Here is an 18,279-nt window from a genome sequence, read left to right on the forward strand (position 1 = left end):
CCCGCGTGGCGGGAGAGGTCGGGCGTCCGCAGGACGACCGGGTGAGGGCTGGCCCGGGCCTCGACAAAGGACCCTCACCCGGAGCCGCTTCGCGTCTCCGACCTCTCCCGCAAGCGGGAGAGGCAACAACTCACCGCCTCGTCACATTCAGTCGGTCAGTCGGTCAGTCGGCGTCAGCCCGGCTGTTCGGTGATCGAGTCGACGCGGTTGGGGTAGAAGGCGACGTGGTCCTTGATTTCGGCGACGGCGTCGTAGGGCGCCTCATAGGTCCAGACCGCATTCACCGTCCGCTCGCCGCCCGCCGGGATGCTGTAATAGGCGGCGTCGCCCTTGTAGGGGCAGTGGCTGGCGTGGTCGGTGCGCTGCAGCGCCGCCATGTCGACGTCCTGGCGCGGGATGTACTGCACCGGCGGATAGCTCGCCTCGCGCAGCGTCAGCGCGTTGCGGCTGTCGGCGACGACCTTGCCGGCGACCGTGACCACGATCCGGGCCGGGTTCGGCGTGACCGTGATCGGATGGTCGGGTCCGGGGATCTTCCTCGGCGTCTCGCTCATGGCGCTCGGCCCTGCTGTGTGCTGGACCTTCGATGTGGGGTCCCGGCGCCGTCGCGGGAAGGGGTTAAAATTTCCCGTGGCGCAGATAGGCCTCCTGCGGCGAGGCGCCGTCCAGGATCGCCTTCCGCACCAGGTTCTCCTGCCGCATCACGTCTTCCACCTTCGTCACCGTCTCCTCCGCCAATGCCGCGGGGATGACGACGATGCCGTCGATGTCGGCCACCACCCAGTCGCCGGTGGCGATCCGCACCTGGCCGATGGTGATCGGGTCGCCATAGGCCTCCGGCACCCAGGCGGCGACGATGTCGCGCGGGGTACGGAACCGGGCGAAGACCGGGAAGCCCAGCTTGCGGATGAAGCCGTTGTCGCGCGACCCGCCATCGACGATGTAGCCGCGCACGCCGCGCGACTGCAGCGCCTCGGCCGACAGCTCGCCCATCAGCGCCCGCACATCGTCCTGCGGCTGGCAGATGGCGACATGGTCCTTCGGCACCACGGTCAGCAGCTCGGTCCAGGCCAGCAGGCTCTGATGCGCGTCGACCGTGTCGTCCGGCCGGCCACGGATGGTGAAGACGCGGCCGCAGACGCTGGTGTCCGGGTCGACCGCCAGGATGGTGCGCGGCAGCACGCAATTGGCGTGACCGAGGTCGCGCAGCACGTCATAGACGGCGCCGGAATAGCAGGCTTCCAGCCGGGCGGTCAGGTCGGTCATGGGCGGTCCTCCTGAAGGCTTTGCATCTTTGCCGCAACCCAACCTATCTGTCATTGCCGGGCTTGACCCGGCAATCCAGGGGCCACGAAGAGCGCTCTGGCCGCCCCTGGATCCTCGGGTCAAGCCCGAGGATGACAGCGAAGAGGAACGATCACGCCGCCACCGGCGGCAGCCAGCCCTGGGCCTCGCGCCAGTCCTTCGGCAGGCCGGCGAAGCGGTCCAGCCGCATGGTCGACAGGTCGGCGAAGCTGCAGGCGCCGTCCACGATCAGGTCGCGGATGGCGTGGCCGCTGGCCGGCGACAGGCCGAAGCCGACGCTCGACATGGTGGCGACGATGGCGTTGTCGAAGCCGGGGATCCAATCGATCACCGCGCGGCCGTCCGGCGTGTTCTCGATCACGCCCGACCAGCTGCGGATCATCCGCACATGGGCGGCCTTGGGGAACAGCTCCATCAGCCGCCGGCCGATGTTGCGCAGCAGCGGGCTGGACGGCTTCGGCGGCGTCTTGAGGTCGACCGGCGCCAGCCATTCATGCGGGCCGCCGCCATAGACCAGGTTGCCGCGCAGCGTCTGCCTTCCGTACAGGCCGTTGCCGTCGACCCCGCTCATCGGCATCGCCGGCAGCGGCTCGGTGACGATCATCTCGGCCCGGCCGGAGGCGACGGGCAGGTCGACGCCCAGCATCTCGGCCAGCAGGCCGGTCTGGGGACCGGCGGCGATCACCACATGGTCGCAGCCGAAATCGCCGCGGTCGGTGCGCACGCCCGTCACCTTGCCGCCCTCGGTGTCGAAGCCGGTCACCGTGCAATGCTGCAGGATGCGGCCGCCATGGTCCTGCAGCGCCCAGGCATAGGCCTGGGAGGTGCGCTGCGGGTTGGCGTGGCCGCCATATTTCAGCAGATAGCCGCGCTCGACCGTGTCGCCGGCCAGTGGCGCCAGCTCGCGGATCTGCTTGCCGTCCAGGGTGTCGTAGTGGAAGCCCTGCTTCTCGCCCATCCGCACCCAGCCGAGCATGAACTCGACATCGGATTCGTGCAGCACGATCTTCAGCCGGTGCTTCTGGTGCTCGGTCGGGTAGCCCAGCAGCTCGTCCATCTGCGGCCACAGCCGCTGCTCCTCCGGGAACAGCGGGCTCTGCGGATGGGTGCAGCCGCCGCCGTTGCGGCCCGACGCCTCCCAGCCGACGATGCCCTTCTCCAGCACCAGCACGTCGACGCCGCCGCGCGCCAGCCACCACGCGGTGCTCAAGCCCGTGACGCCGCCGCCGATGATGACGACCGAGGCGCCGTTGTGGTTGGTCATGGCCGCGACTCCGCCTGCGAGCTGATGGTGATTTTGAAAGAGGTCGTCATTCCCGCGAAAGCGGGAATCTCTCGCTGGCCGGTCGGCATCGCGCCGATGAGATCCCCGCTTTCGCGGGGATGACGATGAAGGGGGTGAGAAGAAGGCAGCACTCGCTCATCCCTCCTTCCCAGGACCGGCGGGGATGTCCCACCAGGGCACCCACTGGCTCTCGATGCCGAACCAGGAATCCCATTCCTGCCGCACCACCGCGGCCTCGTCCTGCGGCCACAGCACCCTCAGCGGCAGCGGCCGCACCGGCGGGCGGTAGCTGGCGAGCGGCACCTGGCCGACATCGACGTGGGACGACAGGGCCAGCAGCATCGCCACCTGCTCGCGGCAGCGGCGCCCCTGGCACAGACCCATGCCGGCGCGGGTCAGGCGCTTGACCTGGTCCTGGTTGACCGGACCGTCCTCCAGGAGCGTGGTCAGCGACCGGGTGGCCATCTTGTTCGACACGCGCTCGAGATAGCGCGGCGGGCTGATGTCCAGGAGCTCGCCGCGGCTGACCTCCTCGCATTGGCAGACCATGACGTCGAGCCCGCCGGTGTTCAGCAGCGCCTTCAGCCAGGTCATCCGGTGATCGCTCCCGCCCTTGACCGGCTGCGCCAGCCCGGCGCGGGCGGCCGTGACGTCATCCTCCGCGGCCTGGCCCAGCGATGCGGCCGCGGCGATCGCCGCCACCCGGCCCTCCTGCCGCGCCACCGCGGGATCGACCGATTTGGCGGCGTGGATGCCGGCGCAGTCGCCGATGGCATAGGCGAAGGGCAGGGCGGTGCGGCCGTCAGCCTCGGTCACCGGCACATGGCCGCCGCGGTCGAGGTCGTGCACCAGCCTGGCGTCCAGCGCCGCCAGCAGCTCGATGTTCGGCACCGTGCCGATGCCCAGCGCGATGGTGTCGCAGGCGATGTCGCGCTCGGTCCCCGGCACCGGCGACAGGCCGCTGTCGACCCGCACCAGTGTCGCAATGGTCACGCCCTCGATAGCGCCCGACGCCGCCTTGATCACATGGCCGGTCAGCACCGGCACGCCCCGCGCCTGCACGGCCTCGACCAGCGCCGCGGGGCCGACCGGCTGGTCCGCCACCTCGACCAGACCCGCCACCTCCAGCCCACGGCCCAGCGCCGTCAGCGCCAAGTCCAGCGCCTCGGCCCCGGTGCCCAGGATCAGCAGGCGCCGCCCGGCGAAGGCGTCATAGCCGGCGATCAGCCGATGCGCCGCGGTCACCCCCATCACCCCGGGCAGGTCCCAGCCCGGGAAGGACATGCCCAGGTCGCGCCGCCCGGCGGCCACCACCACCCGGTCGAAACCGACCAGCCAGGACCGGTCGGTGTCGGCCAGGCCGGCCACCGGGCCCGGCATCCACTGCACCCCTGGGGCGTTGGCGAACAGGCCCCAGACCGTGGTCTGCAGCAGCACCTCGACGCCCTTGTCGAACAGCTCCACCAGCTCCGGCTGGGCTTCGAGGAACGTTTCCAGCAGCCGGCCGGGCGTGTTCACCGCGGCGGTGGCGCGGCCGCCGAAATGCAGCGGCACATCCATGCCGATCAGGGCGCCGTCGACCGGGTTCTCGTCGACCAGCAGCACCTCCAGCCCACGCTCCGCCGCCTCGGCCGCGGCAGCGATGCCGGCCGGGCCGGCGCCCACGACGAGAAGCTGGACATGGCGTTCGACCTCCGGGGTCTTCCCGGCGACCGATTTCGGGTCGATCGGTGGATGGGTCATGGCGGGCTTGGTCTCCGACGCGGCGTCCGGCTCCCCTCTTGCCTTGCCCGGTTCGGGCATACAGGGTGGGGTCAGCATCTGGCTGGTGACGCAAGGCTACAGCCGGCACCGATCGAGGACGGACGCATTGGCGACAGCGAAGAACAGCAAAGCGACGGCGGATGCCGGAAACGGCCGCCGGACGCTCAGCCGCGAGGACTGGGTCCGCGCCGCGCTGAAGGTGCTGGAGAAGGGCGGCGTCGCCAGCGTCAAGGTCGACCGGCTGGYGACGACGCTGAAGGTGACGCGCGGCAGCTTCTACTTCCACTTCCAGGGCCTGAAGGACCTGCTGGCGGCGCTGCTGGACGAATGGCGCCGGCGCAACTGCGCGCCGTTCGAGGCGCTCGAAGGCCGCACCGACCTCGAGGGCACCGCCCTGTTCCGGGCCTTCCGCAACGTCTGGGTCGACGAGGACCCGTTCAGCCCGGCGCTGGATATGGCGGTGCGCGACTGGGGCCGCGCCTCGAAGGAGGTGGCGCGGGCGGTGCAGGGCGCCGACGATCACCGCATGGGCCTGCTGCGCCGCGCCTTCGACCAGATGGGCTATGACGGCGACGAGGCGCTGATCCGCACCCGGGTCAGCTATTTCCACCAGATCGGCTACTACGCCATGGCCTTCCGTGAGCCGCGGCCGGACCGGCTGCGCTACCTGACGATCTATGACGACGTATTGACCGGACGACCGTTCAGGGAATCGGAGCCATGCTGACGATCTGGGGCCGGCGCAACGCCTTCAACGTGCAGAAGGTGCTGTGGCTGGTCGGCGAGTTGAACCTGCCGCACGAGCATATCCCGGCCGGCGGCGATTTCGGCGGGCTGGACGATCCGGCCTTCCGCGACCGGAACCCGCACGGCAGGGTGCCGGTGATCGACGATGCCGGCACGGTGGTGTGGGAATCGCACGCGATCCTGCGCTACCTCGCCGCCCGGGACGGCCGGCTGTGGCCCTCCGACCCGGCCGAGCGGTCGCTGGCCGACCGCTGGATGGATTGGTCGCTGGCATCGCTGCAGCGCGACTTCATGGATCTGTTCTGGGGCCATTGGCGGACCCCGAAGTCCGAGCGCGACCCGGAGCTGATCGCCCGCAAGCAGGCCGCCTGCGCCGCCCATTTCCAGCTGCTGGACGCGCATCTGGCCGGCCGCCCCTTCCTGGTGGGCGACGCCTTCGGCCTGGCCGACATCCCGGCCGGTACCGTGCTGTACCGCTATTTCGGCATGGGGCTGGAGACGCCGGCTGTGCCGCATGTCCGCGCCTGGTACGCCCGCCTGGCCGAACGGCCGGCCTATCGCCAGCATGTTATGATGCCCTTCGACGACATGTTCGGCCGGCTGGCCTATTGATTCACCGGAGGCGGCCATGACCAGCTTCGTCATCCTGCTGCGGGCGGTGAATGTCGGCGGCACAGGCAAGCTGCCGATGAGCGACCTGAAGGCCCTGTGCCAGAAGGCAGGCCTCGCCGACATCCGCACCTACATCGCCAGCGGCAACGTCGTCTGCCGCAGCGACTGGACCGAGGCCAAGGTCAAGCCAGCGGTGGAGGCGGCGCTTGCGGCCTATGCCGGCAAGCCGGTCGGCGTGCTGGTGCGCAGCGCGGCGGAGATGGCGCAGGTCCTGGCGGCGAACCCGTTCCCGGACGCCGCGCCGAACCGGACCGTCGCGATCTTCCTCGACGCCCCGCCGCCGGCCGATGCGCTGGACAAGGCCACCGGCGTGCAGGGCGAGGAGATGCAGCTCGGCAAGCGTGAGATCTATGTCCATTACGGCGACGGCATGGCCCGGTCCAAGCTGGCGATTCCGGCGGCGAAGGCCGGCACCGCCCGCAACATGAATACCGTTGCCAAGCTGGCCGAGATGGCAGGCGAGGCCTGAGGTCATCCTCCGGCCGCCCGCCGGGCCCGGAACTCGGCCAGCAGGCGCCAGTCGCGCTCGCCGTCGGGCGACCGCTCGGCCCGCCAGACGAAGCTGTCCGGCGTGATCTCGCGGAAGCTCCAGCGGGAGGTGGCGCCGTCCTCGGTCTTGCCGATCTGGACGATGTCGCGGCCCTCGGCCCGGCCGAGCTGGCGGGTGTAGAGCTGCTTCAGCGGGTCGTGCCACAGGATGTGCCAGGCGTCGAGCCCGGGGTCGTAGATCCGGAGCGTGGTGCCGAAGAAGGCGCCGGGCAGGATCCAGACATCCTGGATGGCGCGGCCCTGCAGCGCCCAGCCGAAATGGATCTCGCCGCGGCCGGGCGTGGCGGCGCCGTCCTCGGCGAACAGGCGGGTGTCCATCTCCCAATTGCCGATCAGCCAGCCATAGAGGCCCATCTTCTCGGCCCGATCGGGCGCCGGGCCGTCGGCGAACAGGGCGGCTTGCAGGGACGGGAAGGCGGGCATGGCGAGGACTCCGGCGGTGTCGAGGAGTGCTGGATAGGCCGTGGCGGGGGCCGCCGCTTGGAGAAAATTGCGGTTCTGGGCCTGCCGATGTCCTCCCGCCGGAACTTCGGCCAAAGAATGCTCAGTTATGAAATCGATCCAATACAGATTTTAGATTTATTTTATAGAATCGGAATATCGAGCGATCCTGTTTGTAAGTTGCAATTCCTATTCGCCGATGATTGGATATGATCGATGGCGTCGACATCAGGGGCGAAGTTCATGCCATCGCCTTCCTTTCTCGCACTCCGGCGATAGGCTTGCCATGCAGGACGTGCTGCTCGATCTCGCGATCCCCAGCCGGTTGGAGGCGATGGACACGGTTCAGGCCCGGCTGGACGCGGCGCTCCGGCGGCTCGGCCTCGATGACGACGCCTGCCACCGGATCGGCCTGGCGGCGCATGAGGCGGTGGTCAACGCCATCATCCACGGCAATCGCCGGGATCCCGGCCGGCCGGTCGAAATCCAGCTCGCCCGCGACGGCGAAGACCTCGTCATCCGCGTCGTGGACAGCGGCGCCGGCTTCGACCCGGCCGGCGTCGCCGATCCGCTGCTGCCGGAGAACCTGGCTCGGCCGGGCGGCCGTGGCCTGCTGCTGATGCGGGCCCTGATGGACGAGGTCGGCCATGGGCCAGGCCCGAGGGGCGGCACCGTCGCCACCCTGCGCCGGCGGCTGGGCGGGGTCCCACCCCACCCGGATCACTGAAACCACAGGAAAGGACAGATCATGGCGAAGGTCACCACCCGCATCCGGGACGGAGTCACCATCGTGGATGTCGTCGGCGGGCTTGTCGTCGGCGGAGACGATCCGGGCGTGCGCGGCGCGGTTCGCCAGGCGCTCGACGGCGGCGCGACCAACATCGCGCTGAATCTCGGCGGGGTCGACTTCATCAATTCGTCCGGCATCAACGTGCTGGCCAGCAGCCATGCCGCGGTGTCCGACCGCGGCGGCAAGCTGAAGCTGGTCTCGGTCCAGCCCAAGGTCCAGGAGGTCCTGACGATCGCACGGCTCAACACCGTGTTCGAGATCCACGGCACCGAGGACGAGGCGGTCAAATCCTTTGCCTGAGCGGGACTTTTAGGCTCTCAACACCGTCATTGCGACCCCGGCCCTGAGCCGGGGGAAGCAATCCAGGGCCGTTTGGTGTGGCCCCTGGATTGCTTCGTCGCTTCGCCTCCTCGCAATGACGGGGAGGGCGGGCAGGCCACTACTTCAGGCTGAACGCCCGCGGCGATTCCTGGGGCGGGGTCGGGCGGTGCAGCAGCGCCGGGTCGATCCGCGCGCCGAATTCCAGCGCGGCGTCGGCCAGGGCGCCGAGGGTGAATTCGGCATACGACACCGGCAGCAGCAGGTCGAAGGCGTCGGCGCCGGCGCGCTGCAGATGCACCCGCACATGCTCCAGCCGGGCGGTGGCGAAGTCGCCCTCGGCCAGCATGTCCGGGTGCAGGTCGACCGCCGCCAGCTTGGCCAGCAGGTCGCGCGAGTGCGGCCCGTCGAGGCGCAGGCCGACGAAGCCGCCGGTGCAGGGCACCGCGGCGACCTCCGCCGGCAGGTCGGGCAGGGCCGTTTCCGCCTCCGCGATCAGCAGCCGGCGCCAGGGGGCGATCGGCCACAGCCGCAGCCCGCCCGCCGTCAGCGTCGCGCCGGCCCCGGCGATAAAGGCGCCGAACACGCCGCGCTCCCATTGCGCCATCGCGGCGGCGGAGTCCTCGCCCCAGGCGGCAAGCTGCAGGATCGCGGCAGGATGCCAGGGCCGGAAGCTCAGGCCGTCGGCATCCAGGGTCGACAGCGCCTCGATGGGATTGGGCAAGGTCTCAGCCACGGACGCGCTCCCCCTTCGGGTCGTACATGCAGGGTTCGACCACCCGCACCTTGATGTGGCTGCCGCGCAGCGGGTCGGTGGCAAAGATGGTGCCGCCCATCCGGTCCCTGGCGCGGGCCAGGAAGCCGAGGCCGATCGGCAGCCCGGTCACCGGGCTGGTGCAAGTCGAGGTGACGTGGCCCTGGGTCGGCTCGTTCGGGCGGTACATGCCGCCCTCGACCAGATGCGCGCCGGCGACCAGCGGTTCGCCCGTCTCCGACACCAGCCCGACCAGCCGCGGCCGGTCCGGGTCGGCCAAGCCCTCGCGCTGCGCCATCGGCTTGCCGATGTAGTGGCCCTCGCGCTTGGCGAAGCGCTCATGCGCCAGATCCGCCAGGGTGACCTGGCCGTTGATCTCGGCGCCGGTCAGAAAGCCCTTCTCGATCCGCAGCAGCTCCAGCGCCTCCAGCCCGAAGCGCTGCAGCCCGATCGGCTCGCCGGCCGCGATCAGCCGGTGCCACAGGGCGTGGGCATGCTGCGCCTCGACATGCAGCTCGTAGCCCAGCTCGCCGGTGAAGCTGACGCGCAGGATGCGGACCGGCAGGCCATCGAGCGTCACGTCACGCGCCGCCATGAAGGGCAGGGCCCCGTTCGAGACATCCGCGGCATCGCCGACCAGCCGGGCCAGCACCGCGCGGGTGTCGGGCCCGGTCAAGGCCAGGGCGGCGCGGGCCTCGGTCAGCTCGGTCACCGCCACCCGCAGCTCCGGCCAGTCGACCTCGGTCAGCCGCTCCATCATCCGCACCACGTCATGCGCCTTGGCGCTGGTGGTGGTGACGTAGAAGCGGTCCTCAGCCAGCCGGGTGACGGTGCCGTCATCCAGCACGATGCCGTCGTCTCGCAGCATGATGCCGTAGCGCGACCGGCCGACCGGCAGGGTCTCGATCCGGTTGACGTAGAGCCGCTCCAGGAACGCCGCCGCGTCAGGACCGCTAACGTCGACCTTGCCCAGGGTCGAGACGTCGAACACCCCGACCCGCGAGCGGACGTAGCGGGCCTCGCGCAGCGACGCCTCGCCCAGGCCCTCGCCCGGCCGCGGGTAGTAATGCGGCCGCAGCCAGCCGCCGGAGCGGATGAAGACGGCGCCGTCGGCCCGCTGGATCTCGTGGAAGGGCGGGCGCCGGGTCGGGTAGGCGTGCCAGCCGACCGACCGGCCGGCGATGGCGCCGAAGGCGACGGGCGTGTAGGGCGGCCGGAAGGTCGGCGCCGCCACGTCGCCCCGCCGCAGCCGGCGGGCATCGGCCAGGATGTCCATGGCCGGGCCGTTCGAGGTCTTGCCCTGGTCCGTCGCCATGCCCTGGGTGGTGTAGCGCTTCATGTGCTCGGGCGAGGTGAAGCCCTCGCGCGCCGCCAGCCGGATGTCGGCGGCGGTGACGTCGTTCTGGAAGTCGACGAAGGCCTTGCCACCGACCTGCGGGTCCGCCACATGCGGCGCGGTGGCCGGGGCAGGGACTGGGCGGTCCGTGACGCCAACGCCGTTCGTGTTACCTCTCCCGCCTGGCGGGAGAGGTCGGACGTCCGCCAGGACGTCCGGGTGAGGGCTGGCACCGGCCTCGACAAACACCCTCACCCGGTCTCGCTGCGCGAGCCCGACCTCTCCCGCAAGCGGGAGAGGCGACGCGCCAAGCTTTTGCCGGTGGCTCTTCGCAATCCGCGCCGCCTGCCGTCCCACCGCCAACCCGTCGGCGATCGCCACTTCGGTCGAGGCGCGGCCGGCGCAGGCGCCGGCGGCCAGCAGCGGGCCGTCGAGATCCGGCAGCACGAAACCGCCGCGGATCCAGTCCAACTTCGGGCGGATGCCACGCTGGCTCAGCAGATGCGTGGTCGGCATCCAGCCGCCGGACATGGCGATGGCGTCGCAGTCGACGGCGACCGCTTTGCCGCTGCCATCTGCCCGGCCGATGCGGGCGCCGTCGATGCCCAGCTTTCCCTTGACACCACGCACGGTCGACCCGGCATGAACCGCGATCCCGGCCGTGCGCAGCTCCTCTGCGAGCGGTCCGGACAGCTCGGCCCGGCTGTCGACCAGTCCGGCGACCTCGACCCCGTGCCGCTTCAGCGCCAAAGCGGTGCGGGCCGCGCCGTCGTCGATCCCGGCCACCAGCACCCGCTTGCCCGGCGCCACGGCATAGCGATGGGCGTAGCGATGCGCCGCGCCGGCCAGCATCACGCCCGKGCGGTCGTTGTTCGGGAACACCAGCGGCTGCTCGATCGCCCCCGCTGCGACCACGATCGCCGCGGCGCGGATGGTCCAGAAGCGCTGGCGCGGCAGGTGCGGCGGCGGTTCGGCGAGATGGTCGGCGACGCGCTCGACCAGCCCGATTGTGCCGTGGTCGTAAAGGCCGAAGGCGGTGCCGCGCGGCACCAGCGTGACCCGGTCGCCGAAGCCCCGCAGCGCCGCCAGCCGCTTGGCCACCCAATCCATCGCCGGCCGGCCTTCTACCGGCTCGTCCTCGCCCAGCAGGGCGCCGCCGAAGCGGTCGCCCTCGTCGCATAGGATCACCCGGGCGCCCGCCTCGGCCGCGGCCAAAGCGGCGCTCAGCCCCGCCGGGCCGCCGCCCACCACCAGCACGTCGCAGAAGGCGTGGCGGCGCTCGTAGCGGTCGGGGTCGGTCTCCGTCGCTGCGGTGCCGAGGCCGGCGGCGCGGCGGATGATCCGCTCATAGACCGGCTCCCAGAACGAGGCCGGCCACATGAAGGTCTTGTAGTAGAAGCCGGCCGGGAACACCGGGGCCAGCACGCTGTTGACCACGCCCAGCGCGTCGAAGGCCAGGGACGGCCAGCGGTTCTGGCTCTGCGCCACCAGCCCATCGTAGAGCTCGACCATGGTGGCGCGGGTGTTGGGCTCGTGCCGCCCGCCGGTCCGCAGCTCGACCAGTGCGTTCGGCTCCTCCGACCCGGCGGACAGGATGCCGCGCGGCCGGTGGTACTTGAAGCTGCGCCCGACCAGCCGGATTCCGTTGGCCAGCAGGGCCGAGGCCAGCGTGTCGCCGGGATGGCCCTGGTAGCGCTGCCCGTCGAACTGGAAGCCGAGCCGCGCCGACCGGTCGATCAGCCCGCCCTGGGCCAGGCGATGCGAGGTCATCGGCCACCCCCCGCTGCCGGGCGCCGCAGCGGCTCGGCCGCTGTGATCTCATGGGTCAGCGTGTCGCGCGTGACCAGGATCCAGGACCGGCAGCCATAGTTGTGCTGCCAGTACTCCCGGTGCGTGCCGCGCGGATTGTCGTGGCGATAGACATGGTCGAACCACGGCGCCGCCGCCGTCTCGTCATGCGCCGGGCGCGGCGTCTCGGCATCGCCGCCATAGAAGAACTCGGACAGGTCGCGCGGGCCGCACCAAGGGCAGGGGATTCGCATCTGTCTGCTCCTCAGTGCCGGTTCGCGACCGGGCCGACGCCGTTCTCGTCGATGATCCGGCCGCGCTCGAACCGGTCGAGCGTGAAGGGCCGGTTCAGCTCATGCGGCTGGCCATTGGCGATGGTGTGGGCGCAGACCCAGCCGGAGCCCGGGATGGCTTTGAAGCCGCCATAGCACCAGCCCATGTTGAGATAGAGGCCGTCGATCGGCGCCAGGCCGATGATCGGGCTGCCGTCCATCGACATGTCCATCACCCCGGCCCAGTGCCGCAGGATGCGGGTGCGCGACAGGTTCGGCATCAGCGCGATGGCGGCGGTGGCGATGTCCTCCACCACCGGCAGGTTGCCGCGCTGGGCGTAGGAGTTGTAGCCGTCCAGGTCGCCGCCGAAGACCAGCCCGCCCTTGTCGGACTGGCTGATGTAGAAATGGCCGCTGCCGCCCCAGGACAGGACGGAATTGACCACCGGCTTCAGCCCTTCCGACACGAAGGCCTGCAACAGGTGGCTCTCGATTGGCAGCTTCAGCCCGACCTTGCCGGCGAGGATCGAGGCGGAGCCGGCGGTGGCCAGGCAGACCCGGTCGGCGCTGATCGGGCCCTTGGTCGTCATCACCCCGGTCACGCGCTCGCCCTCGCGCAGGAAATCCAGCACCTCGCAATCCTCGATGATGTCGACGCCGAGATCGCTGGCGGCGCGGGCAAAGCCCCAGGCCACGGCATCATGCCGGGCGGTGCCGCCGCGGCGCTGGATCAGTGCGCCGTACAGCGGGAACAGGGCGTTATCGGAATAGTCGAGATTGGGCGCGATCCGGCACAAATCGTCCGGCTCCAGCCAATCGGCATCGATGCCGGCCAGGCGCATGCCGTTGCCGCGGCGGCGCAGCGCCATGGCCCCGCCCAGCGAGGTTGCCAGGAACATCGAGCCGCGGGCCGAGAACATGACGTTGTAGTTCAGGTCCTCGCTCAGCTCATGCCACAGCTTGAGCGACCATTCGTAGAAATGCTGGTTGTCCGGCAGCAGGTAGTTCGAGCGCACCACGGTGGTGTTGCGGCCGACATTGCCGCCGCCGATCCAGCCGCGCTCGACCAGGGCGACATTGGTGATGCCGTGGTTGCGGGCCAGGTAGTAGGCGGTGGCCAGGCCATGCCCGCCGCCGCCGACGATGACGACGTCATAGCTCTTCTTCGGCGTCGCCTTGCGCCACGCCGGCTCCCAGCCGCGATGGCCGCCCAGCGCCTTCCGCGCCAGCGACAGGAAGGAGTACCGCTGCATCCGCCCGCCCCGTCTTCGCCGGGTTTGCCCGGCATCTCCCGATCCTGCCGATACAGTACACCACTGTATGTTCGGGGAAAGGGGGATGTTGCAGCGCAGGCCGAGCAGAYGGCCTGAGGAGACGCATGCCACCATATTCTTGCTTCAATTCGGAGTCAGCGTCGCCTCTGGCCGATCGGGTGTCGGCAGGAGACGACGCGATGACCGGTGTGTGGCGTGTCGGCGGGATCGGCGCCCTGGCGCTGCTGGTGGCCTGCGGCCCGACGCCGAGCGAGATGCAGCTGAATTACGCCTCGCAGCAATGCTCCTACGGCGATCCCGATGCCTGCAATGCGCTCGGCCAGCTGTCGTACCAGGCCCAATATGAGCGGCAGCAGCAGGACACCAACACGGCGCTGGCCGTGGGCGTGTTGGCGCTGGGCGGCCTCGCCGTCGCCGCGGCGGCCTCGGACGATCATTATGACGACGGCTGGCGCCGCCGAGGCTGGCGCAACGACGGTTGGCGCAACGACGGCTGGGGCTATCGCGGCCACCGGGGCCGCCGCTGGTGACCGCGGGCTGGCCGTCAGGGCCCTCTCAGGTCTCGGCCGGCGGCGTGGCCCGGCGCCGCGGCGGGTCATAAAAGGGCCGGTCCACCACCCGGGCCCGCACCATCAGCTTGTGATAGACCAGCTCGCGCAGGGCGTAGATCTCGACCCAGAGATCGTCCTTGAGCGTGTCGCCATAGGGCCGGCGCAGCGAGGCCAGGGCGATGTTGCGCTTGGCCGAGGGCGACCAGGCGGCGGCGCTGATCTGCCCGGCCTCCACCTTGCCCTTGTGGTAGACGATGGCGTGGTCGGCCGGGACGTTGCCGTCGATGTCCAGCCCGACCAGGCACCAGCGGGCCGACCGGTCGCGGCGCTGGGCCAGGATCGCGCGCTTGCCGGTCCAATAGGCGGCCTTCTTGTCGTCGACCAGCCAGCCCAGGCCGATCTCGTCCGGCGTACGGCGGCGGTCGACGCGGATGGCGGTCTCGGCGGTGATGAAGTCGCTGTTGGCGATGATGAAGCCGGCCTCCAGCCGCGCCAGGTCCAGCGCCTCGAAGCCGATCGCCTGCAGCCCGTGCCATGGACCGGCCGCCCACAGCCGGTCCCACAGCGCCAGCGCCGCCTCGGGCTCGGCGAACAGCTCGTAGCCCAGGTCGCCGGTGAAGCCGGTGCGGGACACGGTGACCCGGCCCTCGTCCAGGTGAAAGTCGCGGATCTGGAACGGCTTCAGCGTCTCGATGCCGTCGAAGCCGGCGCGGGTCAGCAGGGCGCGGCTGGTCGGGCCCTGCAGCGCCAGGGCGGCCACCTGCTCGGTCTCCTCGGCGATCTCGACCTCGAAGCCGATGGCGGAATCGAGCAGCCAGTTCAGGTGCCGCTCCTGGCAGCACAGCCGGAACTCCGTCGGGGCCAGCCGGAACAGCGTGCCGTCGTCCAGCACATGGCCGTCATCGTCGCACCAGCAGGTGTAGTGCACCCGGCCGACCGCCAGCCTGGACATGTCGCGCACGGTCAGCCGGTCCAGGAACGCCTCGGCCTCGGGCCCGGCGATGCGGTACTTCACCATCGGCGTCAGGTCGAACAGCGACGCGGCGTTGCGGATGGCGAAGTATTCCTGCTCGGCATCGCGGATGGTGCGGGCGGAGACATAGCCGCCCCAATTGTACCAGTCCTCGGCCTGCATCAGCGCGGCCAGGCGGGGATGGAACGGCGACTGCAGCAGGGGCCGGCGGAAATGGTCGCGGGGCAGGGGGCGGCGCATGTCAGCGGGCCTCCGCCAGGATTCGGCGCGCGGCGTTCAGGCCGGCGGCGCCCATCACCCCGCCGCCGGGATGGCTGCCGGCGCCGCACAGATACAGGCCTGGCACCGGGGTCGCGTATTGGCCGGCGCCGTGCACCGGGCGCAGCATCATCATCTGGTCGACCGCCAGCTCGCCATGGTGCCAATGGCCGCCGGGCATGCGGTAGCGCGCCTCCAGGTCGGAAGGGGTCAGCAGCTCCGCCGCCAGCACCCGCGCCGACAGGCCGGGCAGGCGCCGCTCCAGCACCGCCAGGATGCTGTCGCGGAAGGCGGGGCCGCCGGCCTCCCAGCCGCCGCGCAGTTCGGCCGGGGCGTATTGCGCCACCACCGACATGACATGCTTGCCGGCGGGAGCCAGCGACGGGTCGGTCAGGGACGGGATCACCGCCTCCAGCACCGGCTCGGGCGAGGCCTCGCCGTATTTCGCCGGGTTGAAGGCGGCCTCGACCGCGTCGATGCCCGGGGCGATCACCAGCCGCCCGGCCAGCAGCGCCGGGTCCAGCCCCTCGGGCAGCCCGTCCAGCGCCAGATGCAGCTTGGCGGCGTTGCCGCGCATGCGGACATGGCCGATGCGGCGGACGAAGCCGGCATCCAGCGCCCGCGGCCCGAGCAGGTCGAGGAAGGTCGTGCGCGGATTGGCGCCGGAGACGACGATCGGCGCCCGGATCTCCGCCCCGTCCGCCAGGACGACGCCGACGGCGCGGTCGGCCCCGACCAGGATCTTCGCCACCGGCGCGTTGGTGCGGATCTCGACCCCGGCGGCCCGGGCCGCGGCGGCGATGGCGGCGGCGACCGCGCCCATGCCGCCCTTCGGCAGGGCTAGCGCCGCCGGCACGCCATCGGCCTGCCCGGCCAGCCGGTGCAGCAGCGCCAGCAGCGAGGTCGGGGACCGCGGGCCGAGATGGGTGCCCAGCACCGCGTCGAAGGCGACGGCCCCCATCAGACGCGAATCCGACAGCTCCTCCTCCAGCACATCGGCCACATCCATCAGGATCATGCGCAGGAACTCGCGCATCTCCTCGCGGCCCAGGCGGCGGATCGCCCAGCCGAGCTTGCCCAGGGCCAGGGCGTCGCCGCGCCCGCCGCCGCGCAACCGGGGCGGCACCTGCGTCAGGAAAGGCCGCAGGGCGCCGGCGAAGCGCAGCAGCCGGGCCCGCAGCGCCGCCCAGGCCTCGGCCTCGCCGGCCGGCAGGTCGCCCGCCAGCCGCTCGCCGAAGGCGCCATGGAGGGCCAGATGCCGTCCATCGGCCGACAGCGCCGTGGTCGGGATGTTGGTCCCGGCCAGGGCCAGTCCGTGGCGCTTGAGGTCGAGCGCCCGGATCACCTCCGGATGCAGCTGGTTCAGCACATGCGCGACATGCGAGACGCGGAAGCCCGGCGCGAACTCCACCGTCCGGGCAGCGCCGCCGATCTCCCCGGCCGCCTCCAGCAGCACCACCTTGCGGCCCTTCCGCGCCAGCAGCGCGGCGCAGACCAGGCCGTTGTGGCCGCCGCCGATGACGATGGCGTCACAGGACGTCATAGGCGTCGCTCATCAGGGCGGGCTTGCGCTTCAGGTCGCGCAGGATCTCCGACGCCGCGTTGCGGCCCGGTGCGCCCATCACCCCGCCGCCCGGGTGGGTCGAGGATCCGCACATGTACAAGCCGGCCACCGGCGACCGGTACTGGGCATAGCCGGGCACCGGCCGGTTGAACAGGATCTGGTCGAAGGTCAGCTCGCCCTGGAAGATGTTGCCCTCGGTCAGCCCGACCTCGGCCTCCAGCTCGCGCGGGGTGCGGATCTCGGCGTGCAGGATCAGGTCGCGGAAGCCGGGGGAGTAGTCCGCGATCTGGTCGATCACGGTCTTGCCGAAGGCGTCGCGGTCGGCGTCGGTCCAGTCGCGCCCCTCGACCTTGGGCGGGCAGTACTGGACGAAGCAGCTCATGAAATGCTTCCCCGGCGGCGCCATGGTCGGGTCCAGCGTGGTCGGGATCATCATGTCCAGGAACGGGTCGGCCGACCAGCGCCCGGCCTTCCAGTCGTCATAGCCGCGCTCCATCCGCTCGACGCTGTCGGTGAAGTGCATGTCGCCGCGGATGCAGGGCGACCCGTCGGGCAGCGCCGGGAAGCGGGGCAGGGCGTCCAGCGCGATGTTCACCTTGCCGGAGGAGCCGCGGATCTTGAAGTTCCGCACCCGCTTGACGAAAGGCGCCGGCAGTTCCCGCTCCTCCACCAGCGTCAGGAAGGTGCGCTTGACGTCGAGGTTGGACACGACCTGCCGGGCGCGGATCTCCTCGCCGCCCGCAAGGACCACGCCGGCCGCCTTGCCGTTCTCGACCAGGATGCGCTCGACCGCGGCGCCGGTGCGGATCTCGCCCTTGGCCGCGCGCAGCGACCCGGCCATGGCCTGGGTGATGGCGCCCATGCCGCCGCGGGCGAAGCCCCAGGCCCCGGTGGCGCCGTCGACATCGCCCATATAGTGGTGCAGCAGCACATAGGCCGAGCCGGGCGAGCAGGGGCCGAGCGCCGTGCCGATGATGCCGGACAGGGCGAAGCTGGCCTTCACCACCGGGTTCTCGAAGTACTCGTCCAGGAACTCGGCGATGCTCATGGTCCAGAACCGGATGGTGTCGGCCATCTCGGTCTCGGTCAGGTCGTGGAACCTGCGGCCGAGATACAGCAGCTCCTGCAGGTCGCGCGGCCGGATCGACGTCGGGTCCGGCGGGGTGCGCAGCAGCAACGGGCGGATGAAGCGGCACTGCCGGGTGACGTCGGCGGAATAGCGGTCATAGGCCTCGGCGTCGCGCAGCGAGAAGCGCTGGATCTCGCGCCGGTGCGCATCGTGCTGGCGGTAGGTCGCCAGCGCGTCGCCGTCGCGGGTGAACACGGCGCCGCCCTCATAGGGGATGACCTGCAGCCCGTGCCGCGGCAGCTCCAGGTCGCGCATGATCTCCGGCCGCAGCAGGCTGCAGACATAGGAGCAGTTGGAATAGAGGATGCCGGGATGCAGCGACCGGCTGACCGCGGCGCCGCCGACCCAGTCGTTCTTCTCCAGCACCAGAACCTCGAGCCCGGCGCGGGCCAGGTAGCCGGCCGCCACCAGCCCGTTGTGCCCGGCCCCGACGACGATGATGTCCCAGGTCTTCATGGGATAGCAGCGCAGTTGGCGGGGAAAGCAGAGCGCGTTGCCTCTCCCGCCTG

Annotated in this window: 18 protein-coding genes; 6 read left to right on the forward strand and 12 right to left on the reverse strand. The window is 70.8% G+C overall.

Translation table 11 applies throughout. From position 1 onward, the window contains the following. Positions 1-173: 173 nt before the first annotated feature. The 4 genes from AB4Z01_RS00575 to AB4Z01_RS00590 form a co-directional block, all read right to left on the reverse strand. A complete protein-coding gene (locus AB4Z01_RS00575; RefSeq protein ID WP_441689466.1) occupies positions 174-554 on the reverse strand; it encodes a DUF427 domain-containing protein in 381 nt (126 codons plus the stop codon). Between the two features lie 64 nt (positions 555-618). Continuing rightward, positions 619-1,266, reverse strand: a complete 648-nt coding sequence (locus AB4Z01_RS00580) for an RraA family protein (protein ID WP_441689468.1) — start codon at positions 1,264-1,266, stop codon at positions 619-621. A gap of 151 nt (positions 1,267-1,417) precedes the next feature. Continuing rightward, the gene (locus tag AB4Z01_RS00585) at positions 1,418-2,569 is read right to left on the reverse strand and encodes an NAD(P)/FAD-dependent oxidoreductase (RefSeq protein WP_441689469.1); all 1,152 of its coding nucleotides are present in this window, start codon (positions 2,567-2,569) and stop codon (positions 1,418-1,420) included. Positions 2,570-2,725: 156 nt separating this feature from the next. Beyond that, positions 2,726-4,333, reverse strand: a complete 1,608-nt coding sequence (locus AB4Z01_RS00590; RefSeq protein ID WP_441689470.1) for an FAD-dependent oxidoreductase — start codon at positions 4,331-4,333, stop codon at positions 2,726-2,728. Between the two features lie 127 nt (positions 4,334-4,460). On the opposite strand from AB4Z01_RS00590, the gene AB4Z01_RS00595 reads away from it, so the two are divergent. From AB4Z01_RS00595 to AB4Z01_RS00605, 3 genes are read left to right on the forward strand one after another with little or no spacing between them, the layout of a single operon-like run. Then, positions 4,461-5,081 carry a TetR/AcrR family transcriptional regulator gene (locus AB4Z01_RS00595; RefSeq protein WP_441689472.1) on the forward strand — a complete coding sequence of 207 codons (621 nt, stop codon included), beginning with the start codon at positions 4,461-4,463 and terminating at the stop codon, positions 5,079-5,081. After that, positions 5,075-5,713, forward strand: coding sequence for a glutathione S-transferase family protein (locus AB4Z01_RS00600; RefSeq protein WP_441689474.1), 639 nt, complete (start codon positions 5,075-5,077; stop codon positions 5,711-5,713). Before AB4Z01_RS00595 ends, AB4Z01_RS00600 begins: the two co-directional genes overlap by 7 nt. Before the next feature lie 16 nt (positions 5,714-5,729). Beyond that, complete coding sequence (locus tag AB4Z01_RS00605; RefSeq protein ID WP_441689476.1) at positions 5,730-6,242, forward strand: DUF1697 domain-containing protein; 513 nt, start codon at positions 5,730-5,732, stop codon at positions 6,240-6,242. Positions 6,243-6,244: 2 nt separating this feature from the next. Here the strand turns inward: AB4Z01_RS00605 and AB4Z01_RS00610 are convergent, their stop codons facing one another. Further along, a complete protein-coding gene (locus tag AB4Z01_RS00610) occupies positions 6,245-6,745 on the reverse strand; it encodes a hypothetical protein (protein ID WP_441689478.1) in 501 nt (166 codons plus the stop codon). A 304-nt stretch (positions 6,746-7,049) separates the two neighbouring features. Here AB4Z01_RS00610 and AB4Z01_RS00615 point away from each other — a divergent pair, with 304 nt between their 5' ends. Both AB4Z01_RS00615 and AB4Z01_RS00620 read left to right on the forward strand, forming a co-directional pair. Next, positions 7,050-7,490: an ATP-binding protein gene (locus AB4Z01_RS00615; protein WP_441689480.1), complete on the forward strand. Its 441-nt coding sequence runs from the start codon at positions 7,050-7,052 to the stop codon at positions 7,488-7,490. Between the two features lie 21 nt (positions 7,491-7,511). After that, positions 7,512-7,853, forward strand: coding sequence for an STAS domain-containing protein (locus tag AB4Z01_RS00620; RefSeq protein WP_441689482.1), 342 nt, complete (start codon positions 7,512-7,514; stop codon positions 7,851-7,853). Between the two features lie 139 nt (positions 7,854-7,992). Here the strand turns inward: AB4Z01_RS00620 and AB4Z01_RS00625 are convergent, their stop codons facing one another. The 4 genes from AB4Z01_RS00625 to AB4Z01_RS00640 are packed head-to-tail and all read right to left on the reverse strand — an operon-like array spanning position 7,993 to position 13,274. Next, positions 7,993-8,607, reverse strand: a complete 615-nt coding sequence (locus AB4Z01_RS00625; RefSeq protein WP_441689484.1) for a sarcosine oxidase subunit gamma — start codon at positions 8,605-8,607, stop codon at positions 7,993-7,995. Further along, the gene (locus tag AB4Z01_RS00630) at positions 8,600-11,731 is read right to left on the reverse strand and encodes a 2Fe-2S iron-sulfur cluster-binding protein (protein ID WP_441689486.1); all 3,132 of its coding nucleotides are present in this window, start codon (positions 11,729-11,731) and stop codon (positions 8,600-8,602) included. The genes AB4Z01_RS00625 and AB4Z01_RS00630 overlap by 8 nt, the downstream gene beginning before the upstream one ends. Beyond that, positions 11,728-12,003 (reverse strand): sarcosine oxidase subunit delta, encoded by a 276-nt coding sequence (locus AB4Z01_RS00635; protein WP_441689488.1) that lies wholly within the window; start codon positions 12,001-12,003, stop codon positions 11,728-11,730. The genes AB4Z01_RS00630 and AB4Z01_RS00635 overlap by 4 nt, the downstream gene beginning before the upstream one ends. Positions 12,004-12,014: 11 nt before the next feature. Next, positions 12,015-13,274 carry a sarcosine oxidase subunit beta family protein gene (locus AB4Z01_RS00640; protein ID WP_441689489.1) on the reverse strand — a complete coding sequence of 420 codons (1,260 nt, stop codon included), beginning with the start codon at positions 13,272-13,274 and terminating at the stop codon, positions 12,015-12,017. Positions 13,275-13,474: 200 nt separating this feature from the next. On the opposite strand from AB4Z01_RS00640, the gene AB4Z01_RS00645 reads away from it, so the two are divergent. Further along, positions 13,475-13,825, forward strand: coding sequence for a hypothetical protein (locus AB4Z01_RS00645; protein ID WP_441689491.1), 351 nt, complete (start codon positions 13,475-13,477; stop codon positions 13,823-13,825). Positions 13,826-13,850: 25 nt separating this feature from the next. On the opposite strand, the gene AB4Z01_RS00650 is transcribed toward AB4Z01_RS00645, so the two are convergent. Genes AB4Z01_RS00650 through AB4Z01_RS00660 form a run of 3 tightly spaced genes read right to left on the reverse strand, consistent with a single transcriptional unit; the run spans position 13,851 to position 18,226 of the window. Continuing rightward, positions 13,851-15,059, reverse strand: a complete 1,209-nt coding sequence (locus AB4Z01_RS00650; RefSeq protein WP_441689493.1) for an aminomethyltransferase family protein — start codon at positions 15,057-15,059, stop codon at positions 13,851-13,853. Position 15,060: 1 nt separating this feature from the next. Continuing rightward, positions 15,061-16,620 (reverse strand): phytoene desaturase family protein, encoded by a 1,560-nt coding sequence (locus AB4Z01_RS00655; protein ID WP_441689495.1) that lies wholly within the window; start codon positions 16,618-16,620, stop codon positions 15,061-15,063. Beyond that, positions 16,607-18,226 (reverse strand): phytoene desaturase family protein, encoded by a 1,620-nt coding sequence (locus AB4Z01_RS00660; RefSeq protein ID WP_441689496.1) that lies wholly within the window; start codon positions 18,224-18,226, stop codon positions 16,607-16,609. Before AB4Z01_RS00660 ends, AB4Z01_RS00655 begins: the two co-directional genes overlap by 14 nt. Positions 18,227-18,279 lie beyond the last annotated feature (53 nt).

Origin of the sequence: Inquilinus sp. YAF38 (genome assembly GCF_052113205.1) — a bacterium.
Taxonomy (GTDB): domain Bacteria; phylum Pseudomonadota; class Alphaproteobacteria; order DSM-16000; family Inquilinaceae; genus Inquilinus.